Origin of the sequence: Streptococcus sp. LYSM12 (assembly GCF_004569635.1) — a bacterium.
Taxonomy (GTDB): domain Bacteria; phylum Bacillota; class Bacilli; order Lactobacillales; family Streptococcaceae; genus Streptococcus.
In genome coordinates, this window is sequence record NZ_SPOZ01000010.1 from 1 (window position 1) to 14,877 (window position 14,877).

Genomic DNA, 14,877 nt, shown 5'->3' on the forward strand with positions numbered 1-14,877 from the left:
GTAGTGGGGAAACCTTGTTCTATGTCGGTTGTGGATCCTTTTAAAAGAGAAAAATTCCTGTATCATCTGATGATAAACATGTTTAAACAATCCCATTTATAAACCAATTCAACAGAATTCCCCCAGAAATACCGATGTAACATAACTACTGGAAATTTATTATAATAGTGATAAACAGTTTACAGGTCTATTCTTTGAATTTATGGCACAGGAAAAAATGTCTTTCCTATCTCAAACAGCAATCAAAACCTTATTCTTCTCTTTTAACAGGGTCTTGGATGCACTGAGAAACGCCAAATTGGGATTGGAGAATACAATCTCGCCACTATCATTTGCTGGAACCTTAAAAAGAGTTTTTTAAACAAATGAACTATAAAGAGAGAGGTCAGGACAATGATGTTCTGACCTCTTAAAGTTCTATTGATATAAACAGGTTTATATCTATCAAAAGTTAGGGGAATAACCTAATCCAGTGGATTAGATTATCCCGAGATTGAAAGCTTAAAAGATAGAAGCTAGGATATTAGATAACCTCAATCCTAGAAATAAAAGAGTGAGAATAATCGAGACTTCAACATCACGATTAAATCTCACTCCTTAGTGGTCGCTTTCATCAACCCACTACAGTTGACTATCTGTCTGGAAAACGAGCATCTCCAAATTAGATGTTCCTGTTTTATCTAAATGCTATAGTATGCAACAGTCTTATTCTTCTCGCTTGCGTTTTAACCTTAAGCCAGTTGCTCCTAAAAGCATGCCAAGACCAAGTGTTAGCGCTTCTACAGACTGTGTCTTTTCACCTGTCGCTGGCAATGACTTACTACTTCCAGTTGGACGAACACTTCGTTTATCAACTCCTGGAATACCTGACACATGGCTATCTGGTTTCTTAGGACCTGGAGCTGGTTGTGGTGCTGGATTTTTCTCATATGGCACCGGTGTATCTACTCCTGGATCATTTGGATTGGTAATCGTTGGTGGTACATAGCCTTTGGTTGGATCTGTTGGATCAACCGGCTTCAATGGATTGCCTGCAGGATCTTTTGGAGTGTAGCCTGGAATGTACGGTAAAGGTGGATTATCCTCTGGTTCCAATGGGGTATCATCATATGGGACTGGTGGACGATTGCCTGGATTGTCTACTCCTGGGATATATGGCAAGTAGCTGCCATATTCTCTGTAGATGTAGGTCACATGGGTTGTTCCCTCTACTACTGTTCCCGTTTCATGATCGCCCTCTTTCACCTTGGCGAAGAAGTAGCGTTTTCCGTCTTTTTCGATAGTGACTGGCTTGTTGTCTGTGGTGTCATATGGGGTATTGACATCACTTTCTGGCGTATCCACTCTGTCGCTTGCGATGCTCTCACCCTTTTCATTCACATAGCGAACAACAACTGTTCCCTTTGGTGCTGGATCTTTCTCATATGGCACCGGCGTATCTGTACCTGGATCATTTGGATTGGTAATTGATGGCGGTACGTAGCCTTTGCTTGGATCTGTTGGATCAGCTGGCTTCAATGGATTGCCCGCAGGATCCTTTGGAGTATAGCCTGGAATGTATGGTAAAGGTGGATTATCCTCTGGTTCCAATGGGGTGTCATCATATGGGACTGGTGGACGGTCACCTGGATTGTCTACTCCTGGGATATACGGCAAGTAGCTGCCATATTCTCTGTAGATATAGGTCACGTGGGTTGGTCCCTCTACCACTGTTCCTGTTTCATGATCGCCCTCTTTCACCTTGGCGAAGAAGTAGCGTTTGCCGTCTTTTTCGATAACAGTAGGCTTGTTGTCTGTGGTGTCGTATGGGGTATTAACATCACTTTCTGGCGTATCCACTCTGTCGCTTGCGATGCTCTCACCCTTTTCATTCACATAGCGAACAACGACTGTTCCCTTCTCACTTCTGGTGCTGGATCTTTCTCATATGGCACCGGTGTATCCACTCCTGGATCATTTGGATTGGTAATCGTTGGTGGTACGTAGCCTTTGCTTGGATCTGTTGGATCAACTGGCGTCAATGGATTGCCCGCAGGATCCTTTGGAGTGTAGCCTGGAATGTATGGTAAAGGTGGATTGTCCTCTGGTTCCAATGGGGTGTCATCATATGGGACTGGTGGACGGTCACCTGGATTGTCTACTCCTGGGATATATGGCAAGTAGCTGCCATATTCTCTGTAGATATAGGTCACGTGGGTTGGTCCCTCTACCACTGTTCCCGTTTCATGATCGCCCTCTTTCACCTTGGCGAAGAAGTAGCGTTTTCCGTCTTTTTCGATAACAGTAGGCTTGTTGTCTGTGGTGTCATATGGGGTATTGACATCACTTTCTGGCGTATCCACTCTGTCGCTTGCGATGCTCTCACCCTTTTCATTCACATAGCGAACAACGACCGTTCCTTTCTTCACTTCTGGGGCTGGATCTTTCTCATATGGCACCGGCGTATCTGTACCTGGATCATTTGGATTGGTAATCGTTGGTGGTACATAGCCTTTGCTTGGATCTGTTGGATCAACTGGTTTCAATGGGTTGCCTGCAGGATCCTTTGGAGTGTAGCCTGGAATATACGGTAAAGGTGGATTATCCTCTGGTTCCAATGGGGTATCATCATATGGGACTGGTGGACGATCGCCTGGAGTATCCACTCCTGGGATATACGGCAAGTAGCTGCCATATTCTCTGTAGATGTAAGTCACATGGGTTGGACCCTCTACCACTGTTCCCGTTTCATGATCGCCCTCTTTCACCTTGGCGAAGAAGTAGCGTTTGCCGTCTTTTTCGATAACAGTAGGCTTGTTATCTGTGGTGTCGTATGGGGTACCTACATATGAAGATGGTGTATCTTCTTGTGGCTCTTTAATTTCCGTGCCATCAATAGTGACGTACTTGATAACCACATCACCTTTTGATTTTTCTTTGTACACATAAGTCACTTCTGTTGTGCCTTCTACTACTTTTCCTATTTCAGCACCTGATGTTGTTAAGCGACCATTCTGATCAACGTTTCCTACTGCATAATTTCCAGCCGGCACCAACTCATATATTTTGCCATTTTTTTCAACTGTCAGTGGACGATTATCTTCATGAGTGTTGTAATCTGTTCCTGTTGAAGCTTGATCCATATCTTTAACAGATTCTTTAATCTCTGTTCCATTTAGATCAACATATTTAACGATAACATCGCCTTTTACAATTTCATAAATATATGTTACTAACTTGTCCTTATTGGCTTCTGTCACACCTGTTGGTGCATCAGAATCTGATTTATGCTCAACGAAGCGGTAAGTAGCGCCATTAAATACGATTGTATTTGGCTTATAGGTGTCAGTTGTTGTATCGTAACTTGTAGCGATAGGTTCTTTTTGAGAAACTATTTGCGGATCTTTTATAGGGTTTCCTTGTTTATCGTAGTAATTGACTGAAACTGTACCTTGTTTACGATAATAATAGACTGTTTCTTTCATTCCCGGTGTTAATGGGTTCAAAAGCGAAAAAATAACTCTCTTCACTTTGACATTTGGATCAGCAGGGGCGGTAGCTATCTGGAAGCTTGTTCCTTGTTCCTTATTTCCAATTTTTGATTCTTGGCCTGGTGATAGAACTTCACTAGTAAATAGTACTCGCCATTCCCCTTCTGGATGTTCTATTTGGGAAACAAATGTTGGCACACCGTCTTTCAAAATAGTCCACGCTAAAATCTGTATAACAACATCACCTTGTTCATTAATAATAGTATGTACACGACTATTTGGTCCCTTTGGATCATTATCCCTATAGATCCTTTGTCCACCTACCGTAAATGGTCGTCTTATTGCACCATCTTGTGGTTCTCCCGAAACATATTCATAACCTTCAATCTCACGTTTATGTGAACCTTCGAACAAATCTCCTTCTTTACCGGTAATTTCATATTTAGCTAACAACTTGTTAGTTCCTTCTTCTTTATACTGAACAACATTTGTCACTAAACGTGGAACCTCAAAATCCTGACGATGGGCATTTCTGACCGCAAATTTATCGGAAGCCAATAATTCATATTTACCGGCAACATATGTCGCTGGACTTAAGGCATAAGAACGGAAAACGACTAAATCTCTTGAAATAGCAAAATCAGACTCCACAGTAGCATAGCTAGCTTCCATCCAGAACTGAGCATTACCTTGTTTAGTAGTTATTGATGGGAGTTGCAGTCTAAATTGTTTAACATTATCACCATTGTTACTAGTAACAGGTACTTCTTCTTTAGTCAATACCAGTCTTGAATACTCTTTTTGCGTATCCTTATCCACAACACGAATGACTACATCTCTATTCTCACTAGCTGTTCTTAGTGTAGACAATGTAATATAGTAATTTCCGAATTGTCCATCTTCATTAAAGGATGACTTATATGGTCCATCTGGCTTGAACGGTATAAGATCAATAATACCTATCGTTTGATATCCAGGCGTTGGATCTGGATTAAAACCAACAAGTCTGTCGGCTGGGTATTCAGACGGTGTAATTCTTGCGCCATTTTCATCATCCATGTTCGGGGTTACTAAAGCATCAACTTCTTTATCCACTAGCTTACCAGTAATTTCTGGTGCTGTTTCTGGAGATACTGTGGGTGTAATCACTTCTTTTTCAATCGTTTTTCCTGTAAAACCTTGTAAAGAAGTGTTATTTGCAACATCTTTTTTTAGTTCTCCTGGTACTAAATGACTAGTTGCTGTTTCTGAGGAAGCTTCTGACGATGAACGGATCCCCCTATTCACATCACTATCCCCAATTTTTTTGACTTTTATCTCAATTACATTGTCTTGTTTTTCAATAATTTCTTTTGATACTGTTTTCAGTTGTCCATCAGCCAGGTCGTAGCCTTTCGGTAATTGGTTAACTGTTTCATAAATAGTTGCCTTTGCAATTTCATCGTAAGTATCAATAGGGAACAAATGGACAGTGTTTGCTACAATTTCCCCTGTTTGTTCTTCAATATACACTACTTCATATTTTATAGAAGCTCGTCTTTGAGAAACAATAAGGTTATGCTCTTCAGCATTAACAAATACTGTATCTGAAATCTCCTCTGCACCTAGCTTATTTTCCGAAACAGTTACATCCGAAGTAACTATTCCCAATGAAGATTCCGGCTGCTCTGGCTCTTCTGCCTGAACTGTATCAATACCAGTTGACAAGATAGCACCCAAGAAAACGCTTGCCAAACCAAAATGATATTTCCGAAGTGCAAAACGTTGCTTCATTGAATACCAGTCAAACTTCTTTCTTTTGTCCTTTTTCAAAAGCAAGTACTCCTTTATTTTTTATACATAAACGTAAACAATTTTCTTTAAAAGAAATTATCGAAATCTATGCTACAAAACGATTATACCCCCCCCCCGACTTTGTCAACTTATTTGATGCTAATGATAGAGAACATTTTAAGCCTTTTTTCTTTCCGAATCATTATACCTATTTTAAGCATAAGAAAAGAACCTCCTTAATAGGAATAGCCTCTATCTTTTTTGCTATTCACTTATAAGTGGTTCTTTTCAATCGGCTAAGAAATGTATCGCGAATAGTAGCCCTACTTTCTTTATCCAATATAGCCGTTTCGTTTATTTTTAGTACGAGGCAACGAGTCGCAGGCAGGTAATACTGGAGTACTGCAAGACGAGTCAACGAAGTAATAAAAATAGAAACGAAATGACTATACTATTTATTTTTTACGAGTTTACGCATATTCTTTGATACAAGGAGAGAAACACCTAAGCCATCAACTGTGTAGATTTACAGCAAATAGCGAAGTAAGGGCAGTAGAACTGCGAGTGTTACCAATACAACAACTATCAAATAAAACAGGGATTGTTTGCTCTTTTCTTTCTCACTCTTTTCATAACGAGCCTCACTGATTCGCTCATAAATATCGTTCTCCAATAGCTCATTTCTTTTTGGCATACGCTAACCTCCATTCTCAATCTTTAGCTCAACAAATCTCGATAACTCTCGACTAATTCTTGACCACTTTCATTTCGTTGCCTCTTGACTAAATCCTTTAAATACGATTGCGCTCGTAACCAGTTGGCTAATTTTTCTGGCTCTTCTGAAGAGAAAGTAGCTTCTCTTAACACAAAACTAGGATTGTGCAGAGTATTTTTAAAACCTGCAATCAATAGATTATGCTCAAATGCTTGTCTCACTGCTGATAAAATTTCACTGCCGTGATTAATATCTAAATAAATATCACATATCTGTAACAGTTTTTCTACCTGTCGCGGCGCTACATTGGGATAGAGAGTTACATGAGGTACATCACCATAGCTTGTCAATCTCTGAGACATTTCTGTCAATGCAGCGATATGAAAGCGAAAATCATGTAGCTGAGAAACCAGCGTCTCCAGTCCCTCTAACTGATCTGAATTTGTCAAAATAAGAATATCCTTTTGATTGTGATTTTCCGATTGACTTGGATAAATATAACCTAAATAACTAACTTTTTGTTGCTCCTCTAACGAAAGCAGTTGAAGCAGTTTATCATAACTGTCTTTATCCTGCACGATAATCTTCTTGGTTCGTTTCGCAGATCCTGATAAAATTAATCGCATATTTCCAGGAACGTGATCGCCAATTTTTTCTTGCCAAAATAGAATATCCTCTCCCTCTTCATTCAAGTAATACGAGATAACAAATGGAGTAGAAAGAGAATTATACCAAATTGCAGAGGTATCTAGACCTGCCTCCTTGAAATAAAATAGGAAGAAATCAGAGCGGCTTTCAAAGGTATAGACTTTTCCTTTCCAATAGAGAAAAATCAAGCCCATTTGGAGATTCTCAACAACTACTTCCTGCCCAGATACTCGGTAATACTTTTTGTAAATGACCTGTTCTTCCTCATTCATGTAACTTTTTGCATATAACCAACCGTATTGATTATAATGGTCTGTCCGATACACTTTTTGTGTGTTCGTTAACCAATCGACATCTTTCACAAGTCGCAGATGCTTTGGTTCATGGTAGTAGATATTTGCTTTCTTTTCACTAAAATTCCAGATTTCACCCTGCGTATTGGTTCCTGTAATCTGCCAAAAATCCGGCACCACAACTTGATTAAAATAGCGCGGGGACGTACTACCTTCTTCCATTCCACAAAAGAAAGAGTAGGGGGAGGTTATCCCTTCTGGCAAACAACCATCATCATTTACTACGACTCCAAGACCAGTAAAACCTGCTGTTTTGAGAGAATAATATAAGTCACGTGTCGCTGGATTCAACCAATCAAATAAGGCTATCATCACTCATCTCCTTTACAAACTGTGTCCATCTTTCTTCCAAACGCTGGTGCAAGAAAGACTCTGCTACTTTATACGAGGCAGCCTGGGCCTGCTCTTGATTCATTTCACTGTAATACCGGCAAATCTTTTCTGCAAAGGCTAGTGACATTTTCTGACTATCATCTGGCTCTTGGCGTTTGATTAAATATCCATTTTTACCATTTTCAACAAAGGTTTGATTACCATAAGGAACATCCAGTCCTATCAGGGGCAAACCTGATCCTACCGCTTCCATCAAGGTTAAACCAAATCCCTCACTTGTAGAAGCAGTCAGATATAGTTCATAGTCTTTATAAATTTCTGATAGATTCTGGTGACCTTTCAGTTGAATATAGTCCTCAGCTTGGTAATCTTGAATTAACTGCATTAGTTTATGGCGTTCACCACCTTCTCCATAAATATCAAAGGTGAGCTCCGGTAAGCTTTTACGAGCTAATATCACTGCCTGAACAAGCCAATCAATATGTTTTTCACTCGCCAAGCGAGATCCTGTTATCAACGCATACCGCTTTCTGGTCCTTTCTGGCTGACGCAGCACTTCCAGACTTCCAACTGGAATCACATAAATTTTAGGGCTATACGATGTATAGGTCCGGAATTGTTGCGCCAGGACTTCTTTTTGACCTTGCGTTGATACGATAAAAGCATCGATTTTATCTGCATTGGTAAACTGATATTCATAATAGTTATTCCAAAGAATATGCTGTTCATTCGTTCCTGCAACACTGAAATGTTCTGCATGAATGACCACACCTAATTTTGCAGCACCACGGTGTTGCAATACTGCTTGACCAATACCAGTCGAGCGATCAAGAAGCAGAATATCCTTTGATGTTAGTTCCAATTTTTCGAGCATGGTAGCAATTAAATCTTCTTTCGACTGGCAAATGCGGTCTTTGAAGCAGAACATACTTGTGTTCCCTTGCTGGATTTCCTCATAGGCCACGCTGCCATCTTCATTGAAAAAACTACGTTGATATAGTTGAGGAGTATCGTCTTTCGGCGTATAATATTCACTAAAAATTTTAGTGTAACTATAATAATCTTTCCGAAGTAACTTTCCTTTGGCTACATATTCCACTCGTTGAACATATTGATGTTCTTCGCCACAAACAGCCGCATTCACATATAAATCCTGACCTTCAAAATAGTAGCGAATTAACTGGTGACCTGTCTCTATCTTTTTAATTGGTCGGCTAAATGTTGCCTCCAACTGATCACGTGTATAGGTCGTCGGAGCCACTTTTATATCTGTGAAAAAACCATACAACCAGATAATCTCCTCATCTTGAAAACCAATATTGTTGGTAAAATGTTGGAGATTCTCAGATTGAAACATATCTGTAAAAATAAACTTAGCTGGGATACCTAATTCTCTAAGGACTGTGGCGCGATAAGCCTGTGCATATTCTACGCCACTACTGGCCCAGCCAATTCCCAAATTGATATTGTAAACTGTCATACTTTCTCTCTTATACAAAATAAATTGAATAGCCGTCTTTACTATTTCTTTCTATACTGCTCAACATTACATTCCTTACAATCAGATGTTTTACATCCATCCTCATTTGGTCATAAGAAGCCAGAGATTCTCGGTAATATTCTGTGATAGAATCACGCTGACCAAGTTGGCGCATAACGACAAAATTCTTTAATTGTTGCAAGTTGTCAACTTGTTCAATCCAACAAGTGTCAATCGCACGTAATACTGATAGGCGTAAAAATTCAGAAAACTGTTCATCTGTTTTCAACATTTGTTGCTTGTTTTGCACTTCTTCTTGATACAGGTTCCACAGGTAGGCTTTTAAGTTTTGTGGGTGTGACAAATCATCCTCTGAAAAGTGCTGTGGCTGATAGCTATAATTTTCCAAAATATACCGACGAAACTCATCTAATGTTACCTGTGGATGTTGGCGCAGATAGTCTTCCATAGCTTCTTCAAAAATACGATCAACTTGAGTGCTGAGTAATCGATCTTCATAAATCAATTCATCTCGTAGGGCATAAATTTTATTTCGTTGAACACGCAAACTCTCATCAAATCGTACCGTTGATTCACGCGCAGTCACAGCTTTATCCTCACTTTTGATCTGTGCGAGCCGGATGATTCTCTGATATCTGCGACTTTTCAACGGTTTGCCATAATTCGAACGCTCTGCATGATTCTGCTTATCAAAATAGTTATTAACCCACTTTCCACCATGCTGAATCAGCAATTCATCCTCCAAGGATACAAAAAATTGACTGAGACCAGGATCTCCTTGCCGGCCTGCTCGACCACGTAATTGCCAATCGATTCGGCTATTTGGCATTCGCTCTGTTCCAACTACAGCCAGTCCTCCCAACTCCGCAACTCCCTCTCCTAGCTTAATGTCAGTCCCACGGCCAGCTAAGGAAGTCGCTACTGTCACCGTTCCCTTACGACCTGCCTCTTTGATAATGAGGGCTTCTTTCGCTGTATTTTTCGCAGTCAATACACTATGAGGGATTCCCTCTTGTAGTAGCATACGCGAGTAAATTTCTGCGATATCAACTGTACCTGAAATCAATAAGATGGGCTGCCCTTTTGCATGCAATTCCTTGACATAAGCTAGTGTAGCATGAAGTTTTTCTGGTAAAGTGACATAAACTTTGTCCGGATAGTCAATCCGTTTTATGGGGGTATTTGTTGGAATAACCATGACAGAAACACGATAAGTAGAAATCAATTCATCTTCTGCCAACTTTCCAGTTCCAGTCATTCCAGCTAGTCTTGGAAACATATTGAACAAACTTTGATAAGTGACCGAGGCCATCGAGCGTGCATCTTTCGTTTTTTTAACACCTTCTTTTGTTTCGATCGCTTGGTGAATTCCGGATTGCAAACGGGTTCCTTTTAAAATCCGCCCTGTGCGATTATCTAAAAGTTGTACCTCATCATTCATTATCACATAATCCACGTCTTTTTGATAGAGATGTTGGGCACGAAGCGCTAAATTGATATGCCGGTTGAGTTCAAAATACCGCTCTTCATAGAGGTCTGTAATATCAAAAAATTCTTCTGCATATCGGCTTCCTTTTTCGGTTAAGTAAACCACTTTTTCTTCTTGATTTACATGATACTCTTCCTCTTTTTGAAGCGTCAGAACAAATTGATTTGATACATCATAGAGATTTGATTGGACACGAGGAGAACCAGAAATAATCAAGGGCGTTTGCGCGCTATCTAACAAAACAGCATCTGCTTCATCTACAATCACATAATGAAATGGTCGCAAAAACTTATCTTTTTTATCGGCTGCTAAATTCTCAGCTAAGTAATCAAAACCAAGAGCCGTACTTGTCGTATAAGTGATGTCGGCATCGTAGACAGCACGTTTTTCTTCAATGCTTACTTCCTCATCTTCTTCGAATACACCAATTCCGACACTCAAGCCCATAAAACGATAGACATGCCCCATTTCCTCTGCATCACGACGCGCCAAATATTCGTTTGTTGTGACCAACATAGCCCCTTTGCCTAGTAAAGCATTGAGATAAAGAGGAAGCGTCGCTGTCAGGGTCTTTCCTTCACCCGTTTTCATCTCTGCAATATAGCCTTGATGCAAGGCTAATCCACCTAATACTTGGACATCAAATGGGAACATTCCTAAAATCCGCTTATCTGCTTCCCGCATCACTGCAAAGGCTTCTACCGTTAAGCTATCTAAGCTTTCTCCATTCTGCAGGCGCAGGCGAAATTCCTGCGTCTTTGCAGCCAATTCATCATCCGATAAGCGACTCATACTCGGAGCAAGCCCATTGATTTTATTTAGAATTCGTCTTAATTCTCGTAGTTTCACCCGATTGATGAATGAATTTTTCTCTTTAATTGACACGTTCATTTCCTCATTATACTAATTGAATCAAGGGTTTTACAAACTGAAGTTCTTCTGGCAGCTGCTTTTCTGTATACTGCTTTTGTAAGGGAGAGTCACATTTCATCTCTGCGTCTTGTTCTTCTTGGTATAAGCGCATTTCTTTAAAACAGAGTTGGGTGCAGCCAGCGCTAAAAATAGAAATGGTATACGAAAAAGTATCTGGCGGACAGACAAACTGTTCTATTCCCTGCCTCAACACTTCAAAGGAAATCTTTTCATTTTGACGATTAAAAAAATCAATCTGGGCAAACATCCGTCCTGCTGGCTCTGTTGTTATACTTCGCTCCAAAAAATATGTCTGATTCGGGATTAGCAACGGTAAATCCGGACTACGTCGGTTTCCTTGATAGTTTGTCTTAGACAAAAATCGAACAATAGGCTTCCCTGAAGCTAGGCGTGGATTTTGAAATAAGACCGATTCACCCGAAAAATCAAGTGAGGAGCCATACAAATAAGCCGAGCCACTATATACTTCTTGCCAACGAATAACAGCTAGTAAACTTTTTGTCATGAATAGTTCCTTCCATATCCTTTTTCTAGTAAGTTCACATATTGCTTCATAAACCACTTATTAATGGCACTACTATTGTCATTATGTCGACCTTCGTAGCCTTTCGTGTAAATATGAGCCTGTTTATCCGACAGGTGCTCAATGAGGCGATGAGCAGCCTCTCCATCATAATCATCATTTTCCATGTAGGCAATTGCAAAATTGGTGTGAGGAAAATCAGACTGAGAAAATGTATCCCAAAATTTTTGATTCAGCTGTTCAATATGCTCTTCTTGAACACCACCAGTAACATTTAACAAGACATCCGCACTGGTTTCAAATTCATCTGGTCGTTTTAATTTCATCCCTGCTGCTGTATCTCCAACATTTGTAAAGGGTTTTCCAACGATGACTCCATAGGGATTAAAGTGAGAAGCATAGTAGAGCGCCCCAAACGTCCCCATTGATAGTCCAGAGAGAATCAAATCGGAAGAAGAGAATCCTAAATAGTCTAACGATTCCTGAATAACCGTTTTTATAGCCGTCTCCAAATTCTCTGTACCGCTATAAAAACCACCACCCTCCAAACGAGGATCTCCAATCAGCATAAAAGGAGCCTTGAGCGATTTCATAATCCCAAACCCTTCAAAGCCCTCGGCTGGCCGAAAACCAGAAAAGTAGACATTCATCGGAGGCTTCAGATCACCCGGATTGAAGTAATAGATAAATTCCTGACGCTTTTCATCATGGTAGCGTTCGCCTCCTAGTACAAAACGTCCCAAGCCAATTCTTGAATACCGCCAGTGTAGGGGACCAAAACTTAGTTTCCCACTTCCCTGAGCGTATACTGTCACAGCATAAAAACCAATCTCCTCATTGGGGACTAAAATATAGGGTTCTTCTAAGTCCTTTTCACTCAGTAAAATAGGATCCATCATATCATAGATACTTCCCTGTCGCATGGGAGTTAATTCTAAGCGAATGTGATTGTCTCCGAATACCTTGATGTATTCCAACCATAATTCCAAGGCAACTGGAAAGCTACTCAGATTGTAACGAAAGGAAAACAGTGGCTCAAAGTCCTCGCCAAAATCCCCCTCAAAACTAACAGACACATGTCCCTCATACGTTAGTTTCCCTGTAAACATTGGATTAACATCAATTTCAGGTAGCTTTAGTTTAGCTCCGTATTGGCCACTAAACAAGGTCAAATGGAGAAAACGAATGATTTCCTCTTGCGTTCCAGACACCTTTAATTCACGCAATACTTTTCGTCTAAAGATACCATATGGCTGTTCGCTTTTTAAGTTCAAGCCAGAAAGATGATAGAGTCCGTAAGCCTCAACCAGGTTCATCAAAGGCTCTAAGTCAGATTCTTTCGTTTCATCTGTGATGAAAACTGCATCAAAATGTAGACGAACCTTGGGAGGCTCTTCTCCTTCTTCCACTGCTGGGAGTTTGGCTAGGGCTAATTTTTTCTGTTCTTCTAAAAAGTGTGGAATTTCTTCCGACCGGCTAAATAGCCACTCTACATCTTCTGGAAACTGTTCCACTTCTTCAGCCCAATCAACTTGTCCAATTTGTAAAATCTTCATATTACGATTAGTCCTTTTCTAGTAGCTCTTTCCATTGTGCTAAGATACGCCCACTTGTATAGTCTGCCATTTTTTGAATCGCATAGACCAAGGAAGCGTTCCAATTAGACAATCCATCAAAATAATAGTGAATAGCTGCTTGCAAGTCGTTAGGACCCTCTAACACCCAACCATTTTTCTTGTGACTGACGTAATCCGTTTCTACACGATGAATTTGTGGAATTCCTGCACTGATACTTGCAATTTGTGTATAAAGATCAGGTTCCTCTCCCAAATCTAGTACCAACCGAGCCGTATCTAAGGCTTCAATAATTTGATTTTCATTACTAAAACAGTCAAACTCGATCCGACTTAGCTCAAGTTCTTGATCTTCATCTAAATGATTTTCTCCTGCATCTTCGACTAAGGTGAAAAAATGCTCCTGCTCAAATAGGCTTTCAATCTGACGGCATACCCAGTCTTTTAATTGAGATAGAGAAAACTGGTGATTAAAGGTTACCACCTTTAATTCGATTAATGGGTTTTGATCCATCATGTCTAAGAGTGACAAGAGATTAGCCTCTAACAAATCTTGACCAATAGTATCGATATAAAAATAGATGGTTAATTCCTTGACCATTTGGCTATGCCCCAAGCGCAATCGTGTATCAAATGGTGAAATCCGTGTAAGAGCTTTTTCTTCTTTTTGTATGATTTGCAACGATTCAAGCAAACGCTTTTCTTCTTTTTCAGTATCCACAACCAATAAATCAGCAGCTTGGACAACTGATGACAATAAGGGGAGATTGCTAACATCATAGCGGTCTGCAAAGAAAGAAAAGACTTTCTTTTGTTCACTAAAACTTTTCAGAAGCAATTCATTATGCTGAGTATGGCTGGCGATAATGACGACGTCACTTGAAGTCATTTGTTTCTGTTTTAAAGCAGCTAAACGCTCAGATAATAACTCTTCCCAGTTCTGATACAGATATTTTTGAAATGTGTGATCTGAAAACAAATTGATTTCAATATCGGAACGTTCATCTGATAGATGCTCTCTCACTTGCCAGACACCATTTTGATTGAGATAATCTTGATGGCTCTTGCTCCCATCCTCCTGATGATACAAAATACTGGATAAAAAGCCTCGATCATCAAAGAAATACTGTTTATCAGAACGCCCTTCTTTTTGAAAATCAACAGATAAAAGATTCCCATTTTCAGCAAAATGAATGTAGGCTACTACTGTCTCAGCTTTTTTAGCTACAACAGCAAATGGACTGTACAAAAAGCGCGTTCCTTTAGGCCACTGTAATTTCTTAAAAGAAATTGGCTTGACTGATTGCGCTGAAATATTCTGCACATCATCAAAAAATGACCAATAATCTACTCCTAGCAAATCCTGCTTGTGCAAAAAATAACGTAGCTGTGGCTGATAGTTCAAAATCAGTAAGGAAGAAGGCTCCTGTGTATTTTGAAACATCTTGAGTTGATTTACAGTATCATCAAAGGTCATCCGCTCAAAAACTCGAAACCACAGGGGGGTATTATCGTACCATGGACGCTGTTGATTATACCAAGCCGGAATAAAATAAAACATAAGT

Annotated in this window: 9 protein-coding genes; all 9 read right to left on the minus strand. The window is 40.0% G+C overall.

Annotated features, from left to right (window positions below):
• Window positions 1-705: 705 nt before the first annotated feature.
• Window positions 706-1,875 (minus strand): MucBP domain-containing protein, encoded by a 1,170-nt coding sequence (locus E4T79_RS04390; protein WP_135028093.1) that lies wholly within the window; start codon window positions 1,873-1,875, stop codon window positions 706-708.
• Complete coding sequence (locus E4T79_RS04395) at window positions 1,872-5,282, minus strand: MucBP domain-containing protein (protein WP_135028095.1); 3,411 nt, start codon at window positions 5,280-5,282, stop codon at window positions 1,872-1,874. Before E4T79_RS04395 ends, E4T79_RS04390 begins: the two co-directional genes overlap by 4 nt.
• Before the next feature lie 487 nt (window positions 5,283-5,769).
• Window positions 5,770-5,937 (minus strand): hypothetical protein, encoded by a 168-nt coding sequence (locus E4T79_RS11010; protein ID WP_167752620.1) that lies wholly within the window; start codon window positions 5,935-5,937, stop codon window positions 5,770-5,772.
• A gap of 23 nt (window positions 5,938-5,960) precedes the next feature.
• Window positions 5,961-7,271 (minus strand): accessory Sec system glycosylation chaperone GtfB, encoded by a 1,311-nt coding sequence (gene gtfB, locus E4T79_RS04400; RefSeq protein ID WP_135028098.1) that lies wholly within the window; start codon window positions 7,269-7,271, stop codon window positions 5,961-5,963.
• Window positions 7,255-8,772 carry an accessory Sec system glycosyltransferase GtfA gene (gene gtfA / locus E4T79_RS04405; RefSeq protein ID WP_135028100.1) on the minus strand — a complete coding sequence of 506 codons (1,518 nt, stop codon included), beginning with the start codon at window positions 8,770-8,772 and terminating at the stop codon, window positions 7,255-7,257. The genes gtfB and gtfA overlap by 17 nt, the downstream gene beginning before the upstream one ends.
• Window positions 8,773-8,782: 10 nt before the next feature.
• Complete coding sequence (gene secA2, locus E4T79_RS04410; RefSeq protein WP_135028186.1) at window positions 8,783-11,161, minus strand: accessory Sec system translocase SecA2; 2,379 nt, start codon at window positions 11,159-11,161, stop codon at window positions 8,783-8,785.
• A gap of 19 nt (window positions 11,162-11,180) precedes the next feature.
• Window positions 11,181-11,720, minus strand: a complete 540-nt coding sequence (asp3, locus tag E4T79_RS04415) for an accessory Sec system protein Asp3 (protein ID WP_135028102.1) — start codon at window positions 11,718-11,720, stop codon at window positions 11,181-11,183.
• Complete coding sequence (gene asp2, locus E4T79_RS04420) at window positions 11,717-13,294, minus strand: accessory Sec system protein Asp2 (protein WP_135028104.1); 1,578 nt, start codon at window positions 13,292-13,294, stop codon at window positions 11,717-11,719. Before asp2 ends, asp3 begins: the two co-directional genes overlap by 4 nt.
• A gap of 7 nt (window positions 13,295-13,301) precedes the next feature.
• Window positions 13,302-14,873, minus strand: coding sequence for an accessory Sec system protein Asp1 (asp1, locus tag E4T79_RS04425; protein WP_135028106.1), 1,572 nt, complete (start codon window positions 14,871-14,873; stop codon window positions 13,302-13,304).
• Window positions 14,874-14,877: the final 4 nt, after the last annotated feature.

Bases quoted from the DNA above. Each gene is read 5' to 3' on its own strand.
- asp2 (WP_135028104.1), bottom strand. From the start codon at position 13,294: ATGAAGATTTTACAAATTGGACAAGTTGATTGGGCTGAAGAAGTGGAA.
- asp1 (WP_135028106.1), bottom strand. From the start codon at position 14,873: ATGTTTTATTTTATTCCGGCTTGGTATAATCAACAGCGTCCATGGTAC.
- asp3 (WP_135028102.1), bottom strand. From the start codon at position 11,720: ATGACAAAAAGTTTACTAGCTGTTATTCGTTGGCAAGAAGTATATAGT.
- gtfB (WP_135028098.1), bottom strand. From the start codon at position 7,271: ATGATAGCCTTATTTGATTGGTTGAATCCAGCGACACGTGACTTATAT.
- E4T79_RS11010 (WP_167752620.1), bottom strand. From the start codon at position 5,937: ATGCCAAAAAGAAATGAGCTATTGGAGAACGATATTTATGAGCGAATC.
- gtfA (WP_135028100.1), bottom strand. From the start codon at position 8,772: ATGACAGTTTACAATATCAATTTGGGAATTGGCTGGGCCAGTAGTGGC.